This window comes from Collinsella aerofaciens (assembly GCF_028209395.1).
Lineage (GTDB): Bacteria > Actinomycetota > Coriobacteriia > Coriobacteriales > Coriobacteriaceae > Collinsella > Collinsella aerofaciens_AZ.
The window spans coordinates 141,225-166,170 of sequence record NZ_JAQLDQ010000001.1 but is presented as its reverse complement, the minus strand read 5'-3'; the positions used below and the strand labels follow the sequence as shown (position 1 = coordinate 166,170).

Annotated in this window: 21 protein-coding genes and 1 other RNA gene; 4 read left to right on the top strand and 18 right to left on the bottom strand. The window is 60.8% G+C overall.

Features of this window, described 5'->3' with window-relative positions:
* Nucleotides 1-182: 182 nt before the first annotated feature.
* Together PMW67_RS00680 and PMW67_RS00675 are read left to right on the top strand one after the other, a co-directional pair.
* Nucleotides 183-899 carry a methyltransferase domain-containing protein gene (locus PMW67_RS00680; protein ID WP_233505631.1) on the top strand — a complete coding sequence of 239 codons (717 nt, stop codon included), beginning with the start codon at nucleotides 183-185 and terminating at the stop codon, nucleotides 897-899.
* Between the two features lie 158 nt (nucleotides 900-1,057).
* Nucleotides 1,058-1,357 carry a YhbY family RNA-binding protein gene (locus PMW67_RS00675; RefSeq protein ID WP_006234690.1) on the top strand — a complete coding sequence of 100 codons (300 nt, stop codon included), beginning with the start codon at nucleotides 1,058-1,060 and terminating at the stop codon, nucleotides 1,355-1,357.
* 69 nt (nucleotides 1,358-1,426) lie between these two features.
* Here PMW67_RS00675 and PMW67_RS00670 read toward each other — a convergent pair whose 3' ends face one another.
* The 8 genes from PMW67_RS00670 to ssrA all read right to left on the bottom strand — a co-directional run bounded on the left by PMW67_RS00670 (nucleotide 1,427) and on the right by ssrA (nucleotide 10,768).
* Nucleotides 1,427-4,426 (bottom strand): AfsR/SARP family transcriptional regulator, encoded by a 3,000-nt coding sequence (locus PMW67_RS00670; protein WP_117648552.1) that lies wholly within the window; start codon nucleotides 4,424-4,426, stop codon nucleotides 1,427-1,429.
* Nucleotides 4,427-4,874: 448 nt separating this feature from the next.
* Nucleotides 4,875-5,603, bottom strand: coding sequence for a glucosamine-6-phosphate deaminase (nagB, locus tag PMW67_RS00665; RefSeq protein WP_055251013.1), 729 nt, complete (start codon nucleotides 5,601-5,603; stop codon nucleotides 4,875-4,877).
* Nucleotides 5,604-5,875: 272 nt separating this feature from the next.
* Nucleotides 5,876-6,373: a PTS sugar transporter subunit IIA gene (locus tag PMW67_RS00660; RefSeq protein WP_117563620.1), complete on the bottom strand. Its 498-nt coding sequence runs from the start codon at nucleotides 6,371-6,373 to the stop codon at nucleotides 5,876-5,878.
* Between the two features lie 71 nt (nucleotides 6,374-6,444).
* Nucleotides 6,445-7,782, bottom strand: a complete 1,338-nt coding sequence (glmM, locus tag PMW67_RS00655) for a phosphoglucosamine mutase (protein ID WP_117563621.1) — start codon at nucleotides 7,780-7,782, stop codon at nucleotides 6,445-6,447.
* 123 nt (nucleotides 7,783-7,905) lie between these two features.
* A complete protein-coding gene (gene rpsI, locus PMW67_RS00650) occupies nucleotides 7,906-8,301 on the bottom strand; it encodes a 30S ribosomal protein S9 (RefSeq protein ID WP_022094634.1) in 396 nt (131 codons plus the stop codon).
* 2 nt (nucleotides 8,302-8,303) lie between these two features.
* A complete protein-coding gene (rplM, locus tag PMW67_RS00645; protein ID WP_022094635.1) occupies nucleotides 8,304-8,747 on the bottom strand; it encodes a 50S ribosomal protein L13 in 444 nt (147 codons plus the stop codon).
* 193 nt (nucleotides 8,748-8,940) lie between these two features.
* Nucleotides 8,941-9,819: a patatin-like phospholipase family protein gene (locus tag PMW67_RS00640; RefSeq protein WP_271738508.1), complete on the bottom strand. Its 879-nt coding sequence runs from the start codon at nucleotides 9,817-9,819 to the stop codon at nucleotides 8,941-8,943.
* Between the two features lie 585 nt (nucleotides 9,820-10,404).
* Nucleotides 10,405-10,768, bottom strand: a transfer-messenger RNA (tmRNA) gene (gene ssrA / locus PMW67_RS00635).
* Between the two features lie 240 nt (nucleotides 10,769-11,008).
* On the opposite strand from ssrA, the gene PMW67_RS00630 reads away from it, so the two are divergent.
* The gene (locus PMW67_RS00630; RefSeq protein ID WP_271738507.1) at nucleotides 11,009-11,443 is read left to right on the top strand and encodes a hypothetical protein; all 435 of its coding nucleotides are present in this window, start codon (nucleotides 11,009-11,011) and stop codon (nucleotides 11,441-11,443) included.
* A gap of 58 nt (nucleotides 11,444-11,501) precedes the next feature.
* Here PMW67_RS00630 and PMW67_RS00625 read toward each other — a convergent pair whose 3' ends face one another.
* From PMW67_RS00625 to PMW67_RS00600, 6 genes are all read right to left on the bottom strand, one after another.
* Nucleotides 11,502-12,017, bottom strand: coding sequence for a type II toxin-antitoxin system VapC family toxin (locus tag PMW67_RS00625; RefSeq protein WP_271738506.1), 516 nt, complete (start codon nucleotides 12,015-12,017; stop codon nucleotides 11,502-11,504).
* A complete protein-coding gene (locus PMW67_RS00620) occupies nucleotides 12,014-12,367 on the bottom strand; it encodes a hypothetical protein (RefSeq protein WP_271738505.1) in 354 nt (117 codons plus the stop codon). Before PMW67_RS00620 ends, PMW67_RS00625 begins: the two co-directional genes overlap by 4 nt.
* Nucleotides 12,368-12,510: 143 nt before the next feature.
* Complete coding sequence (locus tag PMW67_RS00615) at nucleotides 12,511-14,526, bottom strand: heavy metal translocating P-type ATPase (RefSeq protein WP_271738504.1); 2,016 nt, start codon at nucleotides 14,524-14,526, stop codon at nucleotides 12,511-12,513.
* A gap of 78 nt (nucleotides 14,527-14,604) precedes the next feature.
* The gene (locus PMW67_RS00610; protein WP_055250999.1) at nucleotides 14,605-14,850 is read right to left on the bottom strand and encodes a DUF6110 family protein; all 246 of its coding nucleotides are present in this window, start codon (nucleotides 14,848-14,850) and stop codon (nucleotides 14,605-14,607) included.
* 195 nt (nucleotides 14,851-15,045) lie between these two features.
* Nucleotides 15,046-16,803, bottom strand: coding sequence for an ABC transporter ATP-binding protein (locus PMW67_RS00605; protein ID WP_271738503.1), 1,758 nt, complete (start codon nucleotides 16,801-16,803; stop codon nucleotides 15,046-15,048).
* The gene (locus PMW67_RS00600; RefSeq protein WP_271738502.1) at nucleotides 16,804-18,627 is read right to left on the bottom strand and encodes an ABC transporter ATP-binding protein; all 1,824 of its coding nucleotides are present in this window, start codon (nucleotides 18,625-18,627) and stop codon (nucleotides 16,804-16,806) included.
* Between the two features lie 120 nt (nucleotides 18,628-18,747).
* Between PMW67_RS00600 and PMW67_RS00595 the strand changes: the two genes are divergently transcribed.
* Nucleotides 18,748-19,746 (top strand): helix-turn-helix transcriptional regulator, encoded by a 999-nt coding sequence (locus tag PMW67_RS00595; protein ID WP_271738501.1) that lies wholly within the window; start codon nucleotides 18,748-18,750, stop codon nucleotides 19,744-19,746.
* A 346-nt stretch (nucleotides 19,747-20,092) separates the two neighbouring features.
* Here the strand turns inward: PMW67_RS00595 and gatB are convergent, their stop codons facing one another.
* The 4 genes from gatB to PMW67_RS00575 all read right to left on the bottom strand — a co-directional run bounded on the left by gatB (nucleotide 20,093) and on the right by PMW67_RS00575 (nucleotide 24,824).
* Nucleotides 20,093-21,769, bottom strand: a complete 1,677-nt coding sequence (gatB, locus tag PMW67_RS00590; protein ID WP_271738500.1) for an Asp-tRNA(Asn)/Glu-tRNA(Gln) amidotransferase subunit GatB — start codon at nucleotides 21,767-21,769, stop codon at nucleotides 20,093-20,095.
* Nucleotides 21,769-23,283, bottom strand: coding sequence for an Asp-tRNA(Asn)/Glu-tRNA(Gln) amidotransferase subunit GatA (gene gatA / locus PMW67_RS00585; RefSeq protein WP_271738499.1), 1,515 nt, complete (start codon nucleotides 23,281-23,283; stop codon nucleotides 21,769-21,771). Before gatA ends, gatB begins: the two co-directional genes overlap by 1 nt.
* Nucleotides 23,283-23,594, bottom strand: a complete 312-nt coding sequence (gene gatC / locus PMW67_RS00580; protein WP_055250987.1) for an Asp-tRNA(Asn)/Glu-tRNA(Gln) amidotransferase subunit GatC — start codon at nucleotides 23,592-23,594, stop codon at nucleotides 23,283-23,285. The genes gatA and gatC overlap by 1 nt, the downstream gene beginning before the upstream one ends.
* Nucleotides 23,595-23,918: 324 nt before the next feature.
* Nucleotides 23,919-24,824 (bottom strand): class C sortase, encoded by a 906-nt coding sequence (locus tag PMW67_RS00575; RefSeq protein ID WP_271738498.1) that lies wholly within the window; start codon nucleotides 24,822-24,824, stop codon nucleotides 23,919-23,921.
* Nucleotides 24,825-24,946 lie beyond the last annotated feature (122 nt).

The window sequence follows — 24,946 nt, the reverse complement described above, 5'->3', positions numbered from 1 at the left end:
GAGGTTGGCCCGTGGTTGATGGGGAGATTCGTTCTGAGCTGCTTGCTGCGGATTGGAATGGCGAATGGATGCGTCTGCAGGCCGCTCGGCATCGGGCTGATGATTCTTTTGAATGGGATAAGCGAGCTCGACATTTTCGACCTCTTGAGACTGCCCCTTATGCTCGGGATTTTATAAAGCTGTTGGCACTTGAGCCCGGCGAGTCGGTGCTCGATATGGGGTGTGGAGCTGGGTCGATTGCTATTCCGCTTGCGCAAGACGGGCATCCCGTGATTGCAGCTGATTTTTCCCCTGCCATGTTGGGCACGCTTGATGCTGGTATTGAGTACTATGGGCTCGAGGATCGCATTACGCCGCTTGAGCTTGCTTGGGATGATGATTGGGATTTGGTTGGACCGGTCGCGAAAACGGTGGATGTTGCCTTTGCCAGTCGGTCGGTTACGACGACCAATCTAAAAGGTGCGCTTGCCAAGCTTGACCGTGCGGCTCGTCGGCGTTGTACTGTCACGATGGTCGCTAACTCCAGCCCGCGCTATGATCTGCACTTGATGAACGCTATCGGCGCCTCGGTTACCTGCAGCAATGGCTTTGTGTACGCCTTCAACATCCTCATTCAGATGGGTGCGTTGCCGCAGGTTACATACTTTGAATCGCCTCGTCGCGATACCTTCGATAGCCTTGAGGCAGGCGTGGCGGATTTTTCCCGTATGCTCGAGCATGGCAACGAGGATAAGATCGACCGCCTGCGCGACTATATCGCTCAGCACATGATCGAAAACCCCCATGCCGGCGAGCCGGGCTCCAAGGGCGTGCCGCAGGGGCGCTATATGCTCGACCATATCCGTAAGGTTCGCTGGGCGTTTATTGCATGGGAACCGGTCTCTGAATCCCGCTCGTAGCCCGTTCACAGCCCGCACTGCCCATCACCTCGGCATCCGCATTCTTTTTGAACTGGGCAAACGCGCTCCACACCGCGCCGTTCCTGCGCTATCGTGGGACAGCTCACGTAGATTAAGGCCCCGTCGCGGGGCGCCCCATACATAGAAAGCGAGAACCCATGGCACTGACAGGAGCCCAGGTCAAGCAGCTTCGCAGCATGGCCCATCACCTCAACCCCGCCATCATCATCGGTAAGTCCGATGTCAACGAGGGCACCGTCGAGCAGACGGTCGCCTACCTGGAGAAGCATGAGCTCGTTAAGTGCTCCGTGCTCGATGGCTCCAGTCTTTCCGCCCGCGAGGCCGCCGAAGAGCTCGCTGAGCGTTGCCACGCCGAGGTCGTCCAGGTCATCGGCCGCAAGTTCTCGCTGTATCGCGAGTCCTCGCGCAAGGACATCGAGAAGATCAAGCTCGTCTAAGAGTCAATGATCCGGCGAACCAACACATAGCAAGCATACGGGTGCCCAAGTACTTCGGGCGCCCGTTTTTTATCGCTCGACCAGCACGCGATTGAGCCGCCCCTCCACCAAGCGCTCGTATAGACGCCGCGTCTCGGGCTCGGGCACGCCATTGACCTGCTCCCTCAGATGGTGCATATGCCCACTGTATAGCTCGACGATATCGCGCCTCCGCCCCGCCGCACTGTAGACACGCATGGCGCAGCGCACCATATCCTCACGCGCCGTTTCCTGTCGAAGACCCGACTCCGCCAGCCAAATCGCCGACTGCAGATCGTTTTCTTCTAGAGCGGCATTTGCTCCCTTAATCATGCAATCGATGTACTTTGACTGCATAATGCGTCGCATACGCAAAAAGTAGGTGGGATTACAGCCATTGGGAACATACAGCGGTCCGGCATAAAGCTGCTCAATCTTAAGGCACAGCTCAACTAAATGGGGCCCGCGCGCACCCGTGCGATTTCCCAAAACCTCGCGGCTTATCTGGTCAAACAGCCGTACATCGGTCTTGACGTAGTCGCCGTTGAGTCCGATGCATTCATTTTGGATGAGCACGCACGACTTGCCATCCGGCGTCGGTCCCAAAGCCGACCGCAAGCGCGATATCGTCGAGTACAGGTTGTTGCGGGCGCTATTGAACTCGGCATGGGGCCACAGCTCCATGGCCAACGTCTCACGATCGACGAGTGCATCCATGCCCAGCGCAAGCCGCTCGGCAAGTGTCGCCGCCTTCTTGCGGCGCCACATTTTGTCCGTGATGGGAAACCCGTCGCGCTCGGCGCGAAACGCACCAAACATGCGAATCTCGATATGGTCAATGGTATCAACGGCTTCAACCTCGCCGGCCTGGAACAGGCGCTCACCCTCCCCTTCCAAATCGTCGCGCAGCGAGTACCGCGACAGCTCGCGCACGGGAAGCTTCTTGCGAATCCTGGTCGCCGGCTCGCCCAGACAATGCATGGCAAGGCGCGCAAAGAGCCGATACGATGGCTCCAGAATCCCCGCACGATTCATGGACATCCAGGCCGCAAGGTCGCTGTCTCGGCCCGCACAGGCCAAATGCAGCGCCACCATCCAGGCCTCCGCTCCACCAACCTGCGTCTGGCTTATATCGAGCAACTCCGCTTCCTCACGTACCGAAACCATCGAGGTGTTACGCAGATACGCCGCGCGCTCCAGCAGCAATGCGTTATCGCGCATGTACGCAATCGACTCCTCGGCAAGTTTGAGCACTTGGACCGCACGGAACTTTGCATTAACCGGCCGTCCCTCTGCCAGCGACTGCCAGCCTTCTAGCAACAGGCCAAACAGCTGAATCTGGTTGTCGCGCATGCGCACGGCAAAACGATCGAGCTCGTTGAATGCCGCGTCGTCGGTTACCGGCAAGCCGGAAAGGAGCCGCCGTGCCGCCAACACCATGCGCACCCAGATAGCCATCGCCTTGAGCCCACGTACGTCGAGCGCCTCCCGCACCACCGTCATCTCGTCGTCGCGCTCGTCGGTTCCCGCAAACGACCCGTCAAAAAGCTCCACCAGCATGCTGTCGGCCCGTATAACAATCCCCGCGATGTCGAGCTCGCAGTCGTAGGCCTTGCTCGTTTTGAGCTGCTGTAGAACGCCGCCGTCATCTCCCCGCTCGGTCAGGCAGCGCTTGACCTCGATATGCGCAGACAACATATCGAGCGCGGTATGGGATGTCTCGATTTCTGGCACGGCCAGGTTCGTAGGAAGCCCAAGCCCGTTGTCCCCATAGCAAACAGCCGTCAGTGTCTGGGCCACCCTCCATGAAACAGGGTCTATTTCGCAGGCCGCCCGTTCGCCCCCGCGCTCGATGACCGATGCCATATAGCGAGCGAGCTTTGTATTGGACACGCTGACCGCTGCCAGATATACGCCAAGCGCCTCGGCAGGCGTTGGCTCTGGAGCCGGATCCTCGGCATCGATCGTGCCCAGCGCTGCTCGGCAGATATCGGCCCCGTGCCCCGTCAGAGCCAGATCGACCCCATACTGCCCAGCAAGTTCAAGGACCGCATCACGGTCCAAAAAGGCGTCCGCCAGGCCCATCGCCGCATCGCATCGGCCCGCCTTAAGCAAAATCCGGGCCGCCCTCGGAACAAGTTCGGGGCGAACCTCGGCCACCAACTTACGCAAGCGCAAGCGTCCGTTATCCTCCGTGCCCAGACACGTAAAACTCCGCTCGGCGGGGTCCAAGCCAAAGATCGGGTAGTCGCGTACGAAGTAGGACTGGTCGACCATCGATAGCCTCACCCCGCAAGCCTCGAGTTCTGCGATATTGCCCTCGCCCATCAAAATCATGAGACATGCCACGCAAAACAGTGCATTATTGTCGAGCGAAGCCAGGTCGACAAGTGCCGCGCCATATACGTTGACAATCTCGTTTTCGAGCAGACCGGCTACGTCGCCTTGGCCATACAGACCCGTCTGCAATGCCGAAACGAGCTCGGGCACGCCCTGCGTGAGCTGATAAAAGTCGAGCGATGTGCTGATCGAAAACGCCGATGCCCACGCCGAATACTCATAGGCATGCACCTTGAGCATCTGCGCATTGATCTTAACCGAATCGCCCAGCCCATGAATCAGTTGACGATTTGAAGGACGGCAGGAGATAAAGACCCCCACCCCCATAGCGCGCAGGCCGCGAATCCTGTCGATGAGGTCTTCGGTATCGTGCTGATCGAGGTTTGGCACATTATCAATCGCGATAAGGGAGTGCGGTTTGTCTTTGAGTTCTTCGGTAACCACCTCGAGCTGCATAAACACCTCGCGCCCAGTGGCGCGATCGGCCTCGATAATCCGCACGGGGCCTCGCGTCGGGTCGCATTTAACCTCATGGGTGTACTGCAGCAGCACCGAGGTCTTCCCAAACCCGTCGGGCGCATAAAGAACCACGATGCCGGCCTTTCGGCCCTTGGCGAGAAGCTCATTCATCAAGCGTTCGCGTCGCACCATATAGCCACCGCCCAGCGGCATCAGCTCGAGGTCGTCCATACTGCCCAAATCGTTTACCATGCCCGCTCCTCAACTCGACCGTATGGACACTGTAACCGCAAGACCATACAAGCCGCGCTATGAATAGAGCGACCTTGTGTTCTAGGTTGTCTTTTGGTACGCAAGCGGCAAGTTTTTGTACAGCGAGGGCCGATTGTTATTAATCCCCCGACTAATCGGTCTTTAAGCAGGTAAATGAGCTTGTCAGCTTGTCCCATCTAAGCGGCAGTGTAACGCAAATGAACAAGGTTCAGCTATGTCATTCAACTCGCCTAGCACCCGCTACCGTCTACGACCTTTTAGTGGCATTTTTGCATAGAATCTGGTATGGAATGAATCAAGCTGTTGGGCATCCGGCATTCGTCAAGCTTGCGGCAAGATTTTGGTCAAGCGGGCGGAGAGGGATAACAAAAAGGCCCCCGCAAAGCGGAGGCCTTAGGCAAGGCTATGTCGAGATGCAGGATTCGCGCTACTCGCAGAGCGAAAGGGCGGCCTCGTCGGCAACGACAACGCAGTTGGTGTGCAGCTGCAGGATCGAAGCCGGGCACGCGGGCGTAACCGGACCATAGCACATGTCATGCACGGCCTGAGCCTTGGCCTCGCCGTTGGCGACGACTAGGATCATGCGGGCATACATGATGGTCTGGGTACCCATGGTGTAGGCCTGACGGGGAACATCGTCGATGCTGTCGAACAGGCGGCTGTTGGCCTGAATGGTGCTCTCGGTGAGGTCGACGCAGTGCGTGCCCTTGGAGAAGTGGTCATCGGGCTCGTTGAAACCGATGTGGCCGTTGTTGCCAATGCCGAGCAGCTGCAGATCCGGGTAACCGGCGGCGGCGACGATCTTGTCGTACTCAGAGCAGGCAGCGGCGGCGTCGGGGTTGGAACCGTCGGGCACATGCGTGTTGTTCAGGTCGATGTTGATGTGATCGAAGAAGTTCTCACGCATGAAGTAGTGATAGCTCTGGGGATCGTCGTGCGAAAGGCCGCGATACTCGTCCAGGTTGTAGGTGCTGACCTCGGCAAAGTCGACGTCGCCCTTCTCGTACCAAGCAGCGAGCTGCTTGTAGGCACCGATCGGGGTGGAGCCGGTGGCAAGACCCAGCACGCAATCGGGCTTGAGGATAACCTGCGCCGAGATGATATTGGCGGCCTTGCGGCTCATATCCTCGTAGTCTTTAGCTTTAATGATCTTCATTACGCGTCCTTTCTCGTACAAGAGAGGCAAGGCTCCCCTTACAAGCACTTGCCCGCGGCCCGCGTCGGCCGCAACCAACGTGTGCGGCCACCAGGGCGAGGTCGCGTAATGTATGTGTCTCGTGTCTAGCCGCGTCGAGGCCCCTGCCCGTCCACGGTGACCCAAAGCCGTTTAGCTTCGGACAAATCCCATCTTGCCACGGAGGGCGCCCTCTTTCAAGGGCGCCCTCCATAAACGTGTTTGAATTGTAGGCTAATGGCCACGTGCACTTGCTAGCGCTCGCGAGCAACGATGAGCTGGTCCATCTCTTCGACATGCGCACCAACGGAGCCCTTGATACTCGAGAACTCAACGGAGTTGCACACCAAGATGGGAACCGTCACATCGTAGCCCTCGGCAGCAATTGCCTCGCGATCGAACTCGATGAGCACGTCACCCTTATGGACGACATCGCCCACCTGTGCATGCACGCTAAAATGCTTGCCCTCAAGCTGAACAGTGTCCAAACCAACGTGGATGAGCACGTCTAGGCCATCGACCGTGTTGAGCGCAACGGCGTGTCCCGTAGGAAAAATGGCCTCGACCTTGGCGTCTGCCGGCGCAATCACACGCGTGCCGGTAGGCTGAATCGCCACGCCCTGGCCCAAAAGGCCGGTGGCAAATGTCTGGTCATTGACCTCGGACAACGGAATGACGTCGCCCGAGATGGGAGCATCCAGCGTAAGAACTCGTCCACGCATACCAAAAGACCTTAGGACTTTAGTGAACATGCTCCCCCTCGGACATACCAATCAATCAAAATAGCTTCAACAGTTTACCACTTGGCACCCGTTTTTGACCATTAGGGAAGTTCGCGCTTGACAACCTCGACGATGTCGTCGACAACACGCTGAGTGAGCTCGTGCGTCTCCGCCTCGGCCATAACACGGACCAGCGGCTCGGTACCGCTCGGGCGCACCAGAATGCGGCCGCGGCCGTCAAGCTCCTTCTCGGCGGCAGCGACGGCGTCCCAAATGGGCTGGCAATCGTCCAGGCCGGCCTTGTTGTCGGAATGCACGTTGACGAGTACCTGCGGGTACTTCTTCATGATGCCGGCAAGATCGGTGAGGGTACGACCGGTGCGCTTGAGCACGGCCAGCAGCTGCAGAGCCGTCACCAGGCCGTCACCGGTGGTGTTGTGCTCCAGGAAGATGATGTGGCCGGACTGTTCGCCGCCGATGACGGCGCCATCCGCGAGCATGCGCTCCAAAACGTAGCGGTCACCCACGGCGGTCTGAACCATCTCGAAGCCCTGCTCCTTCATAGCGATGGAGAAGCCAAGGTTGCACATGACGGTCGAGACGATCTCGGAGTTGGCGAGCTTGCCGCGGGCGGCGAGGTCAGAACCGCAGATAGCCAGGATGTAGTCACCGTCGATCTCATTGCCCTCGCCGTCGACGAACAGCACGCGGTCGGCGTCGCCGTCGTGGGCCAGGCCGATATCGGCGTGGGTGCGCAGCACGAGCTCGCGCAGGGGCTCAAGGTGAGTGGAGCCGCACTCAACGTTAATGTCGGTGCCGCAGTAATCGGTGTTGATGGCATGGACCGTGGCGCCCAAGCGCTGCAGCGCAGCGGGCGTGGTCTGGCAGGAAGCACCGTGACCGCAGTCGACGGCAACAACCAGGCCATCGAGCTTAAGGCCGTCGAGCGTGCTGATGGCATGATCGACATAGGCCTTGCGGGCGTCTTTCATCTTGATGATGTGACCCACACAGGCGCCGGTCGGCAGCGTGTCGGCAGCCATGGCCTCCTCGGACATGACCCAGGCGCTGATCTCTTCCTCGACAGCATCGGGAAGCTTCATGCCCTTGCGGCTAAAGAACTTGATGCCGTTGAACTCCGGCGGATTATGCGAAGCGGAGATGACGATGCCGCCGTCGAGCTCGTTTTGGACGGTGAGCAGCGCCACGGCCGGCGTAGGGATAACGCCGCAGCAATGCGGACGGCCGCCCTCTGCCATAATGCCAGCGGTCAGAGCACTCTCGAGCATGGTACCCGAAAGGCGCGTGTCGCGGCCGATGCAGATGTCCGGGCCAAGGAACTTGGTCGCCGCGCGGCCCAGGCGAAACGCGAGGTCGCACGAGAGGTCGGCATTGGCGACGCCACGGACGCCGTCGGTACCGAAGATGTTCTGGGGCATAGGATCGCTCCTTCCCTAGCAGGCGATATACAACCGCCCGCCCTAGTCGAAAAAGAAAAGCGGGACCCGCCGAGGAATCGGCAGGCCCCGCTTGTACATTGTATCTCGTAAGGAGATAAAACCTTAGCGCTTGGAGAACTGGGGAGCGCGGCGGGCCTTCTTGAGGCCGTACTTCTTGCGCTCGACCACGCGAGCATCGCGCGTAAGGAAACCGGCCTTCTTGAGGTCAGCACGGTAGTCGCCAGCGTTCAGAAGAGCGCGAGCGATGCCCAGACGCAGAGCGCCGGACTGACCGGAGATGCCGCCGCCATCGCACAGAGCGATAACGTCGAACTGACCGGCGGTGTCGGTCACCTTGAAGGGAGCAAGGGCGTTCTCAACGAGCTGATGACGGCCGAAATACTGCTCGGCGTCACGCTTGTTGATGGTCACCTTGCCGGTGCCGGGGACGAGACGGACGCGGGCGACGGCGTTCTTACGACGGCCGGTACCCTGGTAGACAACGGTGTTCTCAGCCATCTTTAAGCCTCCAGCTCAATCTTCGTGGGGTTCTGGGCAGCATGCGGATGCTCGGCACCAGCGTAGACCTTAAGCTTGGTCATCTGGGCACGGCCGAGGGTGGTCTTGGGCAGCATACCGCGAACGGCGCGCTCGATGACCTTCTCCGGGTGCTTCTCCATAGCCTGGCGGAAGCTCTCAGCCTTGAGGCCGCCGTTGTAGCCGCTGTGGCGATAATAGGTCTTCGTGTCGGCCTTGTTACCGGTAAGCTGGACCTTATCGGCGTTGATGACGACAACGAAGTCGCCGCAGTCGCTGTTGGGCGTGAACTGGGGCTTGTTCTTACCGCGCAGGATCATTGCGATCTGGGTGGCAAGACGGCCCAGGACAGCACCATCGGCGTCGACGAGAACCCAGTTGCGCTGGACCTCGCCCTGCTTGGCGTAGTGAGTCGATTTCGAAATCACTTAGACTCCTCCATGTACAGTACGTGTTGTTACAGAGATTCACGGGGCTCTGCAAGTAACCCGTCCATATTACCCCGCTCGCCGTACGAGTCAACAGGTATTTTGGCTCCGACCAGAGTTTCTGCACATGTCATCCACGAGCCGTGATTTTCCAGCTCTTTAGCTGTTGCCATTTTTTGAGGGTTCGCCGTCGTTAGCGCTCAACGAACTCTTGTATTTCCGCGAGCAGGCGCTTTGCCTCCTGACGGCCCTGGATATACAGGTCGAGGAGCTTTGCCGAATCGTGCTCGACATGGCCGACCTCGACCGGCTTTTGCGGAGCGACGACCAACGCGCGGCCCTCGCGCTCATACTTCCACAGGTGCATGCGCTGGATGTTGTAACGGTCGTGGCGCGTCTCGATAGCCTCGAGCAGATAGGGGTAGTCAGCATAGCGGGCGCGTGCGGCGGGCATAAACTCGTAGGGCTTTTTCTCGTATGAACGGTCCTGCGTGACAATGACAACCGCACGGTCGAAGCCCGCCTCCTCGAGCACATGCTCGATGGGGACCGAATCGGCCACGCCGCCGTCGACGTATTTGTGCCCGTCTATCTCGACCGGCGGTGTCACCAGCGGCAACGAGGTCGATGCGCGCACAGCGTCGAGGTCAAGTACGGCGCTTTTGACCGGCAGGTAGGCAGCGGTTCCAAAGAGCATGTCCGTCGCGACGGCGTACATCTCGATGGGGCTGGCGTCGAACGTCTCGTTGTCAAAGGGATCCAGGCGGTCCTGGACATCGTTGAAGATAAAGTCGTAGCCGACGATAGAGCCCGTAGCCGCAAACGACGCGGCGCCCATGAAGCGGTTGTCGTTGCAGAAAGCCAGGTTGATGCGGTTGGCACGGCCGATCTGGTGCGACTTGTAGTTCACGCCGTTGAGGGCGCCGGCCGATACGCCATATACCGCCGGAATCTCGACACCGGCCTCCATGAGAACGTCGAGCACGCCGGCGGTAAACTGCCCACGAAAACTGCCACCCTCCAAGACGAGCGCGACCTTGCCGGCGTTCTTTGCCTTATCTTCTGCAGTCATATTGACCTCCTGCGATTGCGTTTTGGCTTTCTTCTACCCAGTTTTGGAATGGAGGGCGCGCAGGTTTTTCGAGGCGGCAGGTGCAGCGGAAAGTGCGTCCCAGTTTGAGGCGGGATTACGGGATGCGCTTTCCGCTTGGACCGCCGTTGGGAAAGCGCGACCCGTTCTGAGCGCGGATTCCGGGTTGCAGTTTCCGCTTGAGGCGCCATCCGGAAAATGAATCCCATTCCGAGCGTCGATTCCGGGATGCGGTTTCCGCTTGAAACGTCATCCGGAAACCGCATCCCAGTCTGAACCGGAATTCTGGGATGGATTTTCCGCCTGGGGCGACGTTGATGCGGGGCATGGCAGGCTGCAGTCCGATCGGCATCGCATCTGCATAGGGTTGAAGCTTTGCGCGGAGAATCCGCGTATTTGCTTCGCAAATCCGCACCGGCTTCGGCCGCCCGCCGGCGTCCTCGCCCGCTCGCTACAAACGCTTCGCGTTTGCTTAACGCTCGCGCCCTGCACAGAGTTCGATTCTCCGCGGTACGAACTGGAAATAAAAAGTCAGGTAGATATAAGTATCTACCTGCCTGTTACGTATGGTGGAGGCGCGGAGAATCGAACTCCGGTCCACGAAAGCCCCCTGATTGGCATCTCCAAGCTCAGTCGCTGGTTTAGTCTCGGACGCTTTGCGCGCAGCGACACGCTCGCGGCGTCCCAACCGGTTCGATCTTAGCCCGCGCCATACCGATTACATGCGCAGGAGCATTCCCCTAACATGACGTCGCGCCGGTGTCGGGGAAATCACCGGGTTGACGCGCCGCTATTAACTAAGCAGCGAGAGCCATAGGCTCAAAAGAAGAGTTGTTGTCAATTCAATTTGACGGTACCCCTGTTTAACGAGGCGAGGAGACCTCGGCTTGCTTCCTCTCTCAGAGCTATCGTGTCGAAACCAGTCGCCCCCGAATGTCGGGAAAGTCTGGATGGTATCAGGCCTGCAAACACCCGATAACCGTCGACTTTTCAAGGAACACGCGGGGGTGAGCCCCGCTCGTGGAGTGTTATCTTACCACGTTCTGAAAGCGGACAGCTGTTCTATGCACGAGCTGTGAAGACCCTAATGTGCACCACACTTCGCACTTTTGCCACCGAACGCGTCACGTATATTTTCGCCAAGCAAAATTGACCCGTCGAAAGGACCGTTATGGATACCAAGCAGCAACTCGTCAATGCCCTCGCAGGCCTGGGCTCAACCATTACCGAAGCTATGGATGTCATCGAAGGCTTTGTCCCCTGCGGACATCCCGCCCTCACGGTTTCGAACGCCCTTGTTGCGCTGGACGCTGACGATGATGCAGCTCTCGCCCAGCAGCTTGAGACCGTCGAAGGCTTTATCGACCACGTGAGTGAGAACCGCGGCGTGGCCGCCTACCACGGCATCGAGGTCGAGCTCGCGGGTCCCAAAGCCGATCTGCTCGCAGCAATCCGCGAGGTAGGTGCCCTCATGCAGACCGCAGGCGTCAAGAACACCCAGGTCAACGAGTGGGTCTACCGCAGCCTGGCAGCACTCGACAGCTCCGAAGAAAAGGCAGCCGAGCAGCTCGCAGAAAGTCCCGCCATTAAGGCCGAGCTTTTGTAAATAGCAGACGTGGGTCCCTTGGCGCAACGTCGTCCAAGAGGCCCGCAAACAGTTCGCGTCAACCGATAGCCGCGCCGCCGCGTTCGGCCAAAGCCAGAATCGGCATCATTTGGCGCGGGGTCTTTGCTGCAAGATCGGCATGTTCGAGCAGCTTGCGATCGTTGGTCACCAAGTAATCGACCTGCGCGCGCTTGCACGCGGCGAACACCAAGTTGTCCTCGTAATCGCGATGGAGCGCTAAGTATTTGTCGGCCAGCCAAAGGTCCGACGCATCTGCACCCACGGCCGTGGCGTTTTCGGTCATGTTCCGAACAAACGCCAACGCCGCATCGCCAATTGCACGGGCAGATGCCTCGTCGAGCGCTTCCCCACTGGCAAGAACGCTACGCTTCAGCTCGTGTTGGACAACGTACAGCACATCCTTGGCGATATGCACCGGAAAGAACAGCAACGCCCCCGTCTCCGTCGCCCGCTCAATAAACGCACGCGCGGCAAGCGACTCGGCATGGTCGACGCAAAACGAATCGACCCATACGTTGGCATCCACCATTATTTTGAGGGGAGCCCCGCTCACAGGATCATCCCCTTTTGGCGATAGCGCTCGTCCATGGCCTCGGAATAGATTGTGTCCCAATCGCGATCGTCGGATACGGACGACGTAGCGATGCCCAGGTCCGCGTAAAGCTGATCCGCCGCCGCCCATGATGCGGCGAACGGCGTATCGGGCGCGACGGTCTGCTGCCGGTCGTCGACGGCCGCAAGCACTTCCTCGCACGAACCACCGCCCTGCGCGACCTTGGCCACCACCTTTTTGATGAGCTCGGGCAGTGACCCGCCCGAAAGCCGCAGCACCTCCTCGGCACGGTTCTTGACCTGGCGATCTACGCGAACGTTCACCTGCGCCATGCCGCTAACAGCACCCACGTCGATCCCGCCCCCTTCAATTGCTAGCCATGCTAGCACCACTATATAGAGAAGCTAGCACTTGGTCAAACGCAAAAGGCCTGCGCCCGGACGACACCGATGCCGTCTGGGCGCAGGCCAGATAACGTGGGCGAACACGTCTGCTAACGCAGGTAAGCCTTCGCGTTGCTCAGGCTGTAGGCAATCGTCGAGCCGTTGTGCAGCAGTGACGACGTCTGCGGGGTAATCGCGCCGGTAATACCCAATGCCAACAGCGCCGAGTTGGTGAGCATCACCTTAGAGTAGGAGCTCGTCAGACGATCAATGAGGCCCTGGCTCATGCGGCGCAAACGCACGATCGCGGCCAGATCCGTGTCGGTCAGGATGATATCGGCGACCTCCTTGGCGATGTCGCTTCCGCCACCCATTGCCAGCCCCACGTCGGCCAAACCGAGTGCCGGCGAATCGTTGACGCCGTCGCCCACCATGGCAACGTGGCGCCCCTCACCCTTAATGCGCTCCACATAGGCGTACTTGTCCTCGGGCAGCAGCTCGGCCTTAAACTCGTCGACACCCGCCTCGCGCGCAATGCGCTCGGCCGTGCGCTCCGAATCGCCCGTGAGCATAACGACATGCTTGACGCCCAGCGCATGTAGGTCGGCGATGGCCTCACGGACGCCGGGCTTGAGCGGATCCTCGATGCCGAGCACGCCGACGACCTTGCCGTCGACCGCCAGATACAGCGGCGACAGGCCTTGCATCTGGAGCTCGATTTGCTCCTTGATGTCGGACTCGAGCTGCGCACCCTCGTCCTCAAATACAAAGTGCGCCGAACCGATAATGGCGCGACGCCCCTCGATGGACGAAGCGATGCCGTGCGCCACGATGTACTCGACCGCGGCATGGCGTTCGCGGTGCTCGAGCCCGCGCTCGAGGGCGGCGTTGACCACGGCACGCGCCACCGGATGCGGAAAATGCTCCTCCAAGCAAGCGGAAAGGCGCAGGACCTCGTCCTTGCTCCAGCCATCTGTCGTCAGCACGCAAGCCAGGCGCGGCTGCGCCTCGGTAAGCGTGCCGGTCTTATCAAACACGATGGTGTCAGCCTTGGCAAACGACTCAAAGTACTTCGCGCCCTTGACCATGACGCCCATCTTGGCGGCATCGCTCATGGCGGTCATGACGGCGACGGAACCCGTGAGCTTGAGTGCGCACGAGTAGTCGACCATCAGCGCCGCCGAGGTCTTGATAAGGCTGCGCGTGGTGAGCGCAACCAGGCCCGCGAGCAGGAAGTTCCACGGGACGATCTTGTTGGCGAGGTCCTCCATATGCGACTGGCCCTCGGATTTGAGCGAGTCGGCCGTCTGCACGAGCGAGACGATCGAGCGCAGTTTGGTCTGCGCCGTGTTGGCGCGCACGCGCACCAAGATGCTGCCGTCTTCCACGACGGTACCGGCGAACACGTCGTCGCCCACGCTGCGCTCAACGGCCAGCGGCTCGCCGGTCAGGGTCGCCTGGTTGACCATAGCGCTCCCCCGCTCGACGACACCGTCGATGCAAATGGACATGCCAGTGCGCACGGCGACCAGATCGCCGGGCTCGAGCTCGGTCGCAGCAACGCTTACCTCGGTGTCGCCGACAACCTTTTGCGCCTTGTCGGGTACATCGAGCAGCGAGTTGATGAGCTCGTTTTCGCTCATGGCGCGGGTGTAGTCCTCGAGCAGCTCGCCCACGTTGAGCAGGAACATTGTCTGGCCCGCGGTGTCGACATCACGCTTGACGAACGAAATGCCGATGGCCGAAGCGTCGAGCACGGGAACGGTCAGGCGCGGCTGCGCGAGCTCACGGAGGGCGGCACGCAAAAAGGCCATGTAACCGGCCACGACAAACACCGCACGCAGGGGCGTGGGCAAGAACCAGCGGCGCGCGTAGTGGGCGCCGACGAGTGTCGCCAGGTCCATAACGAGTTTGTGCTTGCGCGGCTCAAGCTGCATCACATAGCCCGACTTGGCATCGGCGATAGCTTGAGCATCGAGTGCGCCCAAGGCGTCGAGCACGCTCGCGCGACGTGGCTCGTCGTATTCGAGCGCCATCTGGCCAATACGGCCATATACGCGCACCTTGTGCACGCCGTCGATATCGCCGCTGAGCTTAAGAAGTGCATCGAGATCGCTCTCTGGCACAGGACCCGCCAATTGAAGACGGGTCCTGCCGGGGATCTCGCTAATAATCGAGAATCTCATAGTTTGTGCCTGGGAGCGTTACTCGGCTGCCTCGTCAGCAGCGGCCTCGCTCTGGGTGATGTAAGCAGCCTCGGCAACCATGTCGTCAACATTAGCCTTGGCCTGCTCGACCATGTCCTGGTAGCCGTTCTTGATGCGCATGCCGCACGCGATACCCTGCACGCAGGCGTTCTTTACCGGAGCGCTGGTAAGCAGCTTGATGCCGGCCGTGCCAAGCAGAAAACCGCCACCGACAAGCAGGGTATTGAACGTCGACTTCTTCATGTTGCTTCTCCTTTTTGCCGCATTGGACGCGGCATGGTGCTTCAGCACCCGAGTAAACAAGTTTGCTCGAGCACGCTTTTGAAATATCTCAATTTTATCTAACTATCTAGGTCAGCCATGGCTAACCTTTTGAAAATTAACGATGCGGAGTAACCGATTGTCAATGTGAGAAAGGGACTGTCCCTTTGCCCCTTCTTACAACTGCCAGGTAGCTGCTTCCTTTTGCAGCGCCACCATGCGGGCGAATTCTCCACCTGCCGCCTTGAGCTGCGCCGGAGTGCCCTGCTCGGCAACCACACCATCCTTGAGTACAACGATCTTATCGGCATTTTCCACCGTGCGCATACGGTGGGCAATAACGATAACCGTCTTACCTGCAAGCAGACGGGAGAGCGCCTGCTGAACAACGGTCTCGTTCTCCACATCCAAGCTCGCCGTCGCCTCGTCCAACAGCACGATAGGCGCGTCTTTGAGCAGCGCACGGGCGATAGAGATGCGCTGGCGCTCACCGCCGGACAGCTTGGAGCCGTTCTCGCCGATCATGGTGTCATAGCCCTGCGGCATGCGGCTCACAAACTCGTCGCAGTTGGCGGCACGCGCGGCAGCAAGCACTTCCTCATCGGTGGCATCGCGACGACCAAGACGGATGTTTCCCATCACCGTGTCGTCAAAGAGCAGCACGTCTTGGAACACAATGGCGTAGTCGCGCAGCAGCACCTCGGGATCCACGCTCGCAACATCCACGCCACCCACGGTGACCGTGCCTTCGGTGGCGTCCCAAAAGCGCGCAGCCAGGCGGCTCACCGTAGACTTGCCGGAACCCGAAGGACCGACCAGTGCCGTAACTTCGCCTTCCTTGGCGGTAAAGCTCACGTCGGTAAGAACTTTCTCGCCGGCGCGGCCGTCCTCGCCCGCACCATAGCCAAATGCCACGTGATCGAACACCACATCGTGGCCCACGGGCTCAAATTTCTCGCTGCCCCGCGCCACGGGCTCTTCCATGATGGAACGCATGCGCTTGGCCGACGACTCGGCGGCAAACAGCTCGGACATCAGCATCAGCGCCTGATCAAAGGGCGCATAGATGCGGCTCACCATAAGCAGGAAGGCAAACATCACCAAAAAGTCGACCTGGCCGGAGGCGACCATCGCAGCGCCCGTGACCAACGTGGTGGCAATCCCCAGGCGCAGGATGGCAAAGGCGGAGTTGACCAAAAGCCCATTGGCGAGCTCGCCTTTGGTGGTCTCGCGCTCCTCGGCATCGATCACGGCGTTGAGCCCCTCAAGATAATGAGCCTCCTGGTTGGTGGCGCGGATCTCGCGCACGCAGTCGAGCGTCTCCTGGATCGCCTCGGTAACCTTGACCTTCTCGGCGCGCACATGGTCGAACACCGGGGTCATGGGGCCGCGTGTCAGATACAGCACGGCAAAGGCCACGGGCACGCTCCAAAACGCCGCGATCGCCAGCTGCCAGCAAAAGAACAGCGACGCCACGAACACAATGGCGCTTGCGATGATGGCACCCCAAAGCTCTCCCAGCACGTGGCTGTAGGCGTGCTCCATGGCCTGGACGTCGCCCATGATGGTCTCGGTTAAATCGGCCAGATCACGACGGCCAAAAAACGACAGCGGCAGCTTGCGCAAGCGCTCGGCAATCTCCATACGCTGCTTGCCGCACTCCTCGTAAAAGATGCAGTAGGTGTAGTAATACTGCTGCCAGTTAGAGGCAAAGAGCAACACGAAAAAGACCAGGAGGCCGCCCACAATCGGCAGGGCATCCGGCAGGTCGGCACCGGTGGCGAGATGTTCGACAAAACCGGCCATGACCAGGAACAATAAGCCCATGCCGGCCATGGTAATGAGATTGGTGAGCGCGGTCCAGAAAATGCCGCGTTTTACGCCGGCGACGCCTTTATCGGATAGGAAATACTTCTTTTGGAATGAGGCGAACATTTAGGCCTCGCCTCCCTTCGTGACGGCGGCATCCGCGGCAGCAGTGATCTTCCAGCTCGCGGCCTGTTCGTATTCGGCCCACATCTTGGCGTATAGACCGTTTTGGGACAGCAACTCGGCATGGGTACCCGACTCCTGCACGCTGCCCTGGTTGAGCACCACGATTTGGTCTGCGCCCACTACAGTCGAGAGTCGGTGCGCAATCATAATGACCGTGCGACCCGCTGCCAGCTTGCTAAAGGCGCGCTGGATGAGCGCCTCGTTCTCGGGATCGGCAAACGCCGTGGCCTCATCGAGCACCACGATAGGTGCGTCTTTAAGGATCGCGCGGGCGAGTGCCACGCGCTGGACCTCGCCGCCCGAAAGATATGCTCCGCCGGCACCGAGCATGGTATTGATGCCCTGTGGAAGCTTGGCCACAATGTCGTCGCACTGAGCTGCGGAGAGGGCCGCACGCACTTCGTCGTCAGTGGCCGTGGGCTTGGAGGCACGCACGTTGTCGGCAAGTGTTTGCCGGAACAGCTGGTTGGTCTGGAACACGAAGGCGACCTGGTCCATAAGCTCGTGCGGATCCATATCGCGAACGTCCACACCGCCTACGAGCACTCGACCCGAGGAGACATCCCAAAAACGCGGAATCAGGCTTGCGCAGGTTGACTTACCGCCACCCGAGGGACCCACCAGGGCGAGGGTGCTACCAGCGGGAACGCTGAAACTCACATGGCTAACGGCAGGTGCTTCGGCACCTTCGTACGTAAAGCTCACGTCCTCAAAGCGCACATCGCTACCGGCGGAGTGCTTGGGCTGGGCAGGCACGGAGAGCTGTTTGGAACCCATGACGCTTCGAATACGAGCCAGCGAATCGGCACTCATCTGAGAGGCCTCGCCCACAAACATGAGCCTGGTCATGGCCGTCGGCACCACGGCCGAAAAAATCGCGTAAAACGTGAAGTTGGTCATAAAGCGTGCAAAGTCCGTCTCGCCCGGCGCCAACAGCAACGCCACGGGCAAAAGGAATGCCACAAGACCATTGAGCGCGGTAAGGTTGAGCACCTGTGGACCTCGGCAGAACGTGCCCGCATAGCTTTGCGCCATGTCGGCGTATTCGGCGATCGCATCGTGGAAGGCCTTAAAGGAGTAGACCGTCTGCTGGAATACCTTGACCACGGGGATGCCGCGTACGTATTCGGTGCCGGTCTTGTTCATCTTGACCAGCGCGCCCATGTAAGCCTTCATAAACTCGGCGCCCTTGCCGCTCATCATGGCGGCCATGGCGCAAAACGAAACGACGACCGAGATTAAGCATGCCGCGCCCAAACGCCAATCGAGGGCAAATAGCAGCACAAGCAGGCCCACGACCATGGCGGTGGCACCGGCGATATCGGGCAGCATGTGCGCGAGCAGCGTCTCGGTGGAGGCGGCACAGCCGTCTACGATACGGCGCAGCTCACCGGTGGCGTGCGCGTCAAAGTAGCCGAGCGGCAGCTTAAGCAGATGCTCGCTCGTAGCCTTGCGGATATTGGATGCGCAGCGAAACGCGGACAGGTGCGTGCACATGAGCCCCACGAAATAGACCACGATGCTTGCCAGGGCAAAACCAACAGCCCACCAACCATACATCGCGATGTCGGCGGCCTCGCTCCAGTTGGGCGCCACGGCAATCAGGTCTCGCGCAACAAGCCAGATGCACACGTACGGGCCAAAGCTCAACAGCTGCGAGAACGCCGAGAGGGCCATGCCCAAATACGTTAGGAATTTACGGTCACCGGCATATGCAAGTAGCTCGCCGATGCCGCCGCCTTCCTTTTTTGATCCCTTTGCCATGAGATTCCTTTCTAACGGCTTGAGAGTTAACCGTAAGAAACTTATCATGGGCGTGTTAGCCAGGGCACACAATTGGGCCAGGCGTGGACGTTTTCGCAAATGAAGGGGACGCTTTTGAAAATGCGGCGGGCAGCAACCGATATAACCGAGCTCTACGCACCGCAGTTTGAGCAGTTTGGTCTGCAGCTTTCCGGCAAGGGCGCCGTCTTTACCGGCGAGGTGGCAAACGATCGGGCACACGGACGCGCATGGATCATGCCCCTTTCCCCCACCTGCATCGTCATGGAGCATTTCATTACCCCGACGCACAACATGCAGCTAGCCGAATACACGCCCGAACCGTACGCGTGCGTGAGCGAGGTCAGCGCGCCCACGCTCATGTGCATGCCCGAAGCCGGCATAACGCCTGCGAACCTCAAGCCGCTGCATGGACCGTGGCCGAACAGCGCGATCTGCAGCTTTGTCCAAGATAGCTGCGGTGAGGAGCTAAGCCCGCTGTTTGCAGGGCAGCTCTACCACTCGCGCTCGGTCCTCTTTTTGCCTGGATATTTTGACGAACTGGAGCACCGCTATCCCACCGAGTTCGCGGGGGTCTTTAAGGCGTTTGCCGAGTCATGGCACGAGGAGGCAGCGTCTGCCATCTACCACACGCTGCGCAGGATTAACGAGGAACGCGCCCGTACCGTAGGCGGACACGTCTATATGCAAGGCATCGTAGAGACCATGGTCGCGGAGCTCGCCTGTTCGCGCGCGGCCCACAGGCAAGCGCAGCAAGCGACAGACACGCGCGCCAGCGTTACCATTGCCCAAGAAGCAGCGAGCCTTGTGGAGCGCTCGCTCGACAAGGGCAGACATGTGAGCATCAACGAGGTGGCCGAGGCGCTCTTCTCAAGCCGCTCCAAGCTATGCGCCACCTTTAAGGCCCAAACTGGCGAGTCCCTGGGCGCCTACATTCGCAGACGCCGTATGGAACGAGCACAGGACCTTTTGGCCGACAGCTCGCTGACGATAGCGCAGGTGGCAGAGCGTCTAGGCTACCCTCAGCAGGCCGCCTTCGCCCAAGCCTTCAAGCAACACACCGGCACCACCCCCACCGCTTGGCGCTCCCAACATTTATAAAGAATGAGGGCGCCAACGGCGCCCTCATTCACCAAATTCAATCCAGCCTACCTGACCCGAACGGCCGAGTCGTCACGGAACCCGGGAGCCCCGGCAGGGCGGGTGCTTCCTCAAAATGAGTTCCCTTCAAAACAATGGGCGCGCCGACGGCACGCCCATTCACTCGATTCCATTCAGCCCACCTGACCCGAACGGCCGAGTCGTCACGGAACCGAGGGGCCGGGCGCAGGGCCTTGCCTCTCAATGAGTTCCGCACGAACAGGAGGCGCCAGTGGCGCCTCCGTCGTGAGTCAGGACTGTCCGAAATTGAGAGGCAAGGCCCTGCGCCCGGCCCCTCGGTTCCCGTTTACGAGAGCGACGTTCTCAGCAACTCGTTGAAGAGCTTCGGGTTGCCCTTGCCGCGGCTCGCCTTCATGCACTGGCCCACCAAAAAGCCGATGACTTTCTGGTTGCCGTCACGATACTGCTGCGCCTGGTCGGCACAGTTAGCCAGCACCTCGTCCACGATCGGCTGCAGCGCGCCGGCATCGCTCACCTGACGCATACCGCGCTCGTCGACGATCTTGTTGGGGTCGTCGCCGGTCTGGGCCATAGCCTCAAAGACCTCGTGCGCCTGGTTGGAGCTGATGGCATCGGTCGCCAGCAGCTTGGCAAGGGCTGCCACCTGAGCCGGCGCGATGCCGGACTCGGCGAGCGACACACCCGCGCCCTTAAGGTAGGCGATCATCTCGTTCACCAGCAGGTTTGCGACCGTCTGGGCCTCCTTGCCAGCCATGCCGGCAGCGGCGGCCTCAAAGAACTCGGCAAACTCGGGGTCGCCGGCAATCTGCTCGGCGTCTGCCGCCTTAATGCCAAAGTCGGCCTCAAAACGGGCGCGCTTGGCATCGGGCAGCTCGGGAATCTCGCCACGGCAGCGATCGATAAACTCGTCGTCCAGATCGAACGGCGCCAGATCGGGATCGGGGAACAGACGATAGTCGTCGGCCGTTTCCTTCACACGCATGACCACGGTGCGCTTGCGGCTGGGCTCCCAGTGACGGGTCTCCTGGTAGATGATGCCGCCCTCCTCGAGCACCTCGGCCTGGCGACAAATCTCGTAGGCGAGGCCGTCATGCAGGCTCTTAAACGAGTTGAGGTTCTTGAGCTCGGTCTTGGTGCCCAGCTTGGTCTCGCCGCGGCGGCGCAGCGACACGTTACCGTCGCAGCGCATGGAACCCTTCTCCATGGAGCAGTCCGAAATGCCCAGCGTCACAAAGATGCGACGGAGCTTCTCCATAAACAGGCGCGCTTCCTCGGGCGTGCGCAGGTCGGGCTCGGTGACGAGCTCGATCAGCGGCGTACCGCAGCGGTTGTAGTCGACGAGCGACTCGGCCGCGGCGGTAATGCGGCCCTCGGTGCCACCCACGTGGACCATCTTGGCGGCGTCCTCCTCCATGTGGATGCGCAGGATGCGGATGGGCACCGTGTAGGAACCGTCCTCGCGACGCTCAGGCATCTGCAGGTTAGATGCATCGTAGCTGGCCAGGTGGCCGGCACGCTGGTTGCCCTCGTGCATGGTCGACGTCATGGACGTGGACAGGCCCTCGGCGTTGGCCGAGGCGCTCGCCAGGCTCTGGGCCTCGGCCTCGCCAAACGCGCAGTCGGGGCGTTCGGCGGCACCGCGACCGGTCACGTCCAGGTCCAGGTGACCGTACATGGCAAAAGCGACCGGACCCTGCGTGGTCTGGAAGTTCTTGGCCATGTCGGGATAGAAGTAGTGCTTGCGGTAGAACATCGAGTGGCGCTGAATCTCGCAGTTGGTGGCGAGACCGGCCTTGACGATGCTCTCGATGGCGCGCTTGTTGGGCACCGGCAGGGCGCCGGGCAGGCCCAGGCACACCGGGCACACGTTGGCGTTGGGCTCGTCATCGTGGCTGAGCTTGCAGTTGCAGAACATCTTGGTATCGAGTGCGGTGAGCTCGGTATGGATCTCCAGGCCGATCACGGCCTCCCAATCCTGCAGGACCTCGGAAAGCTCCTTCATTACAGCTCGCCTCCCTTCCCGGCAAAATCGGGCGCGACGGAAAGCGCGGGCGCACCCGTGGCGGCATCGGCAAAGCCGCGCTCCAGGGCGCGGGCAAACGTGAGCAGTTGACGGTCCTTAAAGGCCGGACCCACCAGCTGGGCAGAAACGGGCAGATGAGTATCCTCGCCCAGGCCCAGCGGCACCGAGATGCCACCGTTGCCGCAGATGTTGAGCGAGATGGTGTACAGGTCGGAGAGGTACATCTGCGTGGGGTCGCTGATCTCGCCAAACTTAAAGGCCGTGCGCGGCGAGGCGGGCATGAGGATGGTATCCACCTTGGCATACGCGGCATCGTAGTCCTGCGTGATGAGCGTGCGGGCCTTTTGCGCAGCGTAGTAGTACTTGTCGTACACGCCCGAGCTCAGCAGGTAGGCGCCGAGCATCTGGCGGCGCTTGGCCTCGGCGCCAAAACCGTGGGCGCGCGAAAGCGAACTCTGGTCGGACAGGTTGGCGCAGCCCTCCTCCTGGTAGCCGTAGCGAATGCCGTCGAAACGGGCCAGGTTGGAGAATGCCTCGGCCGGGCCGATGACGTAGTAGGCGGCGATGGCGGCGTCCAGGTGCGGCAGGTCGACCTCGACCAGCTCGGCACCCTGGTTCTGCAGCTCCTGGGCGGCGCGCTGAACAGCGGCCTTGACCTCGGGCGTCAGGCCCTCGGCCTCCATAAACGCGGGGATGATGCCCACGCGCTTGCCCTCGATGCTGTCGTTGAGATGCTCGGTAAAGTCGACGGCGCAGTCCTGGCTGGTGCAGTCGTACGGATCGCGCCCCGCGCCGGTAAGCGCGTTCATGGCCAGCGCGACATCCTCGACCGTGCGGCCAAAGGGACCCACCTGGTCGAGCGACGAGCCAAAGGCAACCACGCCGTAACGGCTCACGGCGCCATACGTGGGCTTAAAGCCCACCACGCCGCACAGCGACGCCGGCTGGCGAATGGAGCCGCCGGTGTCCGAGCCCAGCGAGAGCGCGACCTCGCCCGCGGCGACGGCGGCAGCGGAGCCGCCCGAGGAGCCGCCGGGCACGCGTTCGGTATCCCAGGGGTTGTTGGTGCGGTGGAACGCCGAGCTCTCGGTGGAGCTGCCAAAGGCAAACTCGTCCATGTTGGCCTTGCCCATGGGCAGGCAGCCGGCGTCGAGCATGCGCTGGACGCAGGTGGCGGTGTAGACGCTCTGGTAGTTCTCGAGCATGCGGGAAGCGCAGGTGGTGCGCGTGCCCACGAGGTTCATGTTGTCCTTGATGGCCAGCGGCACGCCCGCGAGCGGGGGCAGCGGCTTGCCTGCAGCGCGGTCGGCATCCACGCGCGCGGCGGCCTCGAGCGCAAGCTCGGGCGCCACCTGCAGGAATGCCTGGACCCCGTCCTCGCGCGCCTCGATGACGGCAAGGGAGGCCTGGGCCACCTCGGTAGCGGTAAAGTCGCCGGCGGCAACGCCCGCGGCGATCTGGGCGGCGGTAAGGGAATCGAAGCTCTGCGCCATTACTCGCTCTCCCCCTCTCCCAAAATGGACGGCACGCGGAAGTAGCGGTCGCGCGCGCTGCCGGCGTTTTCGAGCGCAACGTCGAGCGGCAGGTCGCGCTCGGGCTCGCGCAGGTCGTCGCCCATCACGTTGGACAGGCTTCCGATAGGATGGAACGTGGGCTCCACGTCGGGCAAGTCATATTGCAAGACGGGCTCGAGCATCTGGACGGCGTCGTTCATGTAGGACGTCATCTGGGTGAGCTCGTCATCGGTCAGTGCGATCTTTGCGTACTCGGCGATGCCGCGCACGTCTTTCTCGCTGAGTGCCATAGGCGCTCCCTTCCGCATAACAGATAAACCGCTCTAGTATACAAGGCAACGCCGCTTGGAGCAGGTGCTTTACCCAAATGCAGCGAAAACGTAACGAGGACGGCGGTTGGCAGGCTGCGGGCCGGCGGTTCTTCAGCGAAACCGCACCGTCCATAGCGAAAACCGTCTCGCCCACAACGAAAACCGCGCCGTCCACAACGAAGACCATCACAACATTCGACGCTTTTCGCCAAAATCGCGATTTTCATCGAATGTTGTGATGGTTTGGAAGTCCCGACCACCACAAAGGTGCCTGCCCCCATTGTGGTGGTTCTGGAGAATGCCCTATGCTGAGGCCTTGGCCTTGCGGTGCTTGCGGACCGCGTGGATCACGATGTCCAGCAGCAACAGCACAATGGCTACGACCACGATGAGCACGGCAAACTCGCGCTTGCCCCAGTGGCGGCCGGCCAGTGATTTTTGCTTGTCGACGTCCTTCTTGTTGTACTTGGTGCGCACGCAATGCACCAGCAGGCGATGGTCGTTCACGCCGTAGGGCGTGCAGGTGACGAGCGTCACCTTGTCGGCGCCGGGCTCGATGGTCAGCGACTCCATCTCCTCGGGCAGCACCACTTCGGAGTCGACCACTTTATAAGCGAGCGTCTTGTTCATGGTGTGCAGCAGCACCAGGTCGCCGGGTTCCAGCGAGTGAATATCGTCGAACATGCTCAGGTTGCGCATGCCCGAGTGCGCGGTGAGCACGCAATGCGTCGAGGCGCCGCCCACCGGCAGGCTCGTGCCCTCCAAGTGGCCGACGCCCGCCATAAGGACTTCCTCGCTCGTACCGTGGTAGATGGGCATGCTCACGTCGATGGAGGGGATCTCGACCCAACTCATCATGGGGTCGCGGTCAAAGATGAGCTGCTGAGCATAGGGCTCGATCTGGTCGGCCGGAAGCTCGGTGGCCTCGCCGGCAAGCTGCTCGTTATAGGAGCGCGCCTGAAGCAGAATGCGCTCGCGCTCCTCGGCAGAGAGTGCGTCCACGGTGCTGGACACCGTGCTGATCTGGTTGAACACGCCCGAGGCCTCGAGCCGGTCCAAGATCCACGGCCAGGTCATAAGGCCCACGCCGATAAGGATGATGACGATGGTGATGAGCCGGTCGGCCCAGCGCGGCAGTCGCTTGCGGCGGCGCTTGGGCTTTGGTTGAGGGCTCGAGCCGCCACTGTCCGCGGCGTTATTGCTCTTCATATGTTTGGCGCCCTGCACCATCGCCGGTCACTCCTCTACAGCTCAGGTTGTCTAAACAAATAATAGCCGATTAGCGAGCTCATGCGCCGGACAACGCAGCTAGGACCGAAACGCCGCCTACG

Excerpts from the sequence above, each read along its gene's own strand:
- gatA (WP_271738499.1), bottom strand. The coding sequence starts at position 23,283 with ATGGCGCAGAGCTTCGATTCCCTTACCGCCGCCCAGATCGCCGCGGGC.
- PMW67_RS00610 (WP_055250999.1), bottom strand. The coding sequence starts at position 14,850 with ATGAAGAAGTCGACGTTCAATACCCTGCTTGTCGGTGGCGGTTTTCTG.
- PMW67_RS00605 (WP_271738503.1), bottom strand. The coding sequence starts at position 16,803 with ATGTTCGCCTCATTCCAAAAGAAGTATTTCCTATCCGATAAAGGCGTC.
- PMW67_RS00670 (WP_117648552.1), bottom strand. The coding sequence starts at position 4,426 with ATGGTAAACGATTTGGGCAGTATGGACGACCTCGAGCTGATGCCGCTG.
- PMW67_RS00660 (WP_117563620.1), bottom strand. The coding sequence starts at position 6,373 with ATGTTCACTAAAGTCCTAAGGTCTTTTGGTATGCGTGGACGAGTTCTT.
- nagB (WP_055251013.1), bottom strand. The coding sequence starts at position 5,603 with ATGAAGATCATTAAAGCTAAAGACTACGAGGATATGAGCCGCAAGGCC.
- PMW67_RS00595 (WP_271738501.1), top strand. The coding sequence starts at position 18,748 with ATGCGGCGGGCAGCAACCGATATAACCGAGCTCTACGCACCGCAGTTT.
- PMW67_RS00640 (WP_271738508.1), bottom strand. The coding sequence starts at position 9,819 with ATGACTGCAGAAGATAAGGCAAAGAACGCCGGCAAGGTCGCGCTCGTC.
- PMW67_RS00600 (WP_271738502.1), bottom strand. The coding sequence starts at position 18,627 with ATGGCAAAGGGATCAAAAAAGGAAGGCGGCGGCATCGGCGAGCTACTT.
- gatB (WP_271738500.1), bottom strand. The coding sequence starts at position 21,769 with ATGAAGGAGCTTTCCGAGGTCCTGCAGGATTGGGAGGCCGTGATCGGC.
- PMW67_RS00575 (WP_271738498.1), bottom strand. The coding sequence starts at position 24,824 with ATGAAGAGCAATAACGCCGCGGACAGTGGCGGCTCGAGCCCTCAACCA.
- PMW67_RS00630 (WP_271738507.1), top strand. The coding sequence starts at position 11,009 with ATGGATACCAAGCAGCAACTCGTCAATGCCCTCGCAGGCCTGGGCTCA.
- gatC (WP_055250987.1), bottom strand. The coding sequence starts at position 23,594 with ATGGCACTCAGCGAGAAAGACGTGCGCGGCATCGCCGAGTACGCAAAG.
- glmM (WP_117563621.1), bottom strand. The coding sequence starts at position 7,782 with ATGCCCCAGAACATCTTCGGTACCGACGGCGTCCGTGGCGTCGCCAAT.
- rpsI (WP_022094634.1), bottom strand. The coding sequence starts at position 8,301 with ATGGCTGAGAACACCGTTGTCTACCAGGGTACCGGCCGTCGTAAGAAC.
- PMW67_RS00675 (WP_006234690.1), top strand. The coding sequence starts at position 1,058 with ATGGCACTGACAGGAGCCCAGGTCAAGCAGCTTCGCAGCATGGCCCAT.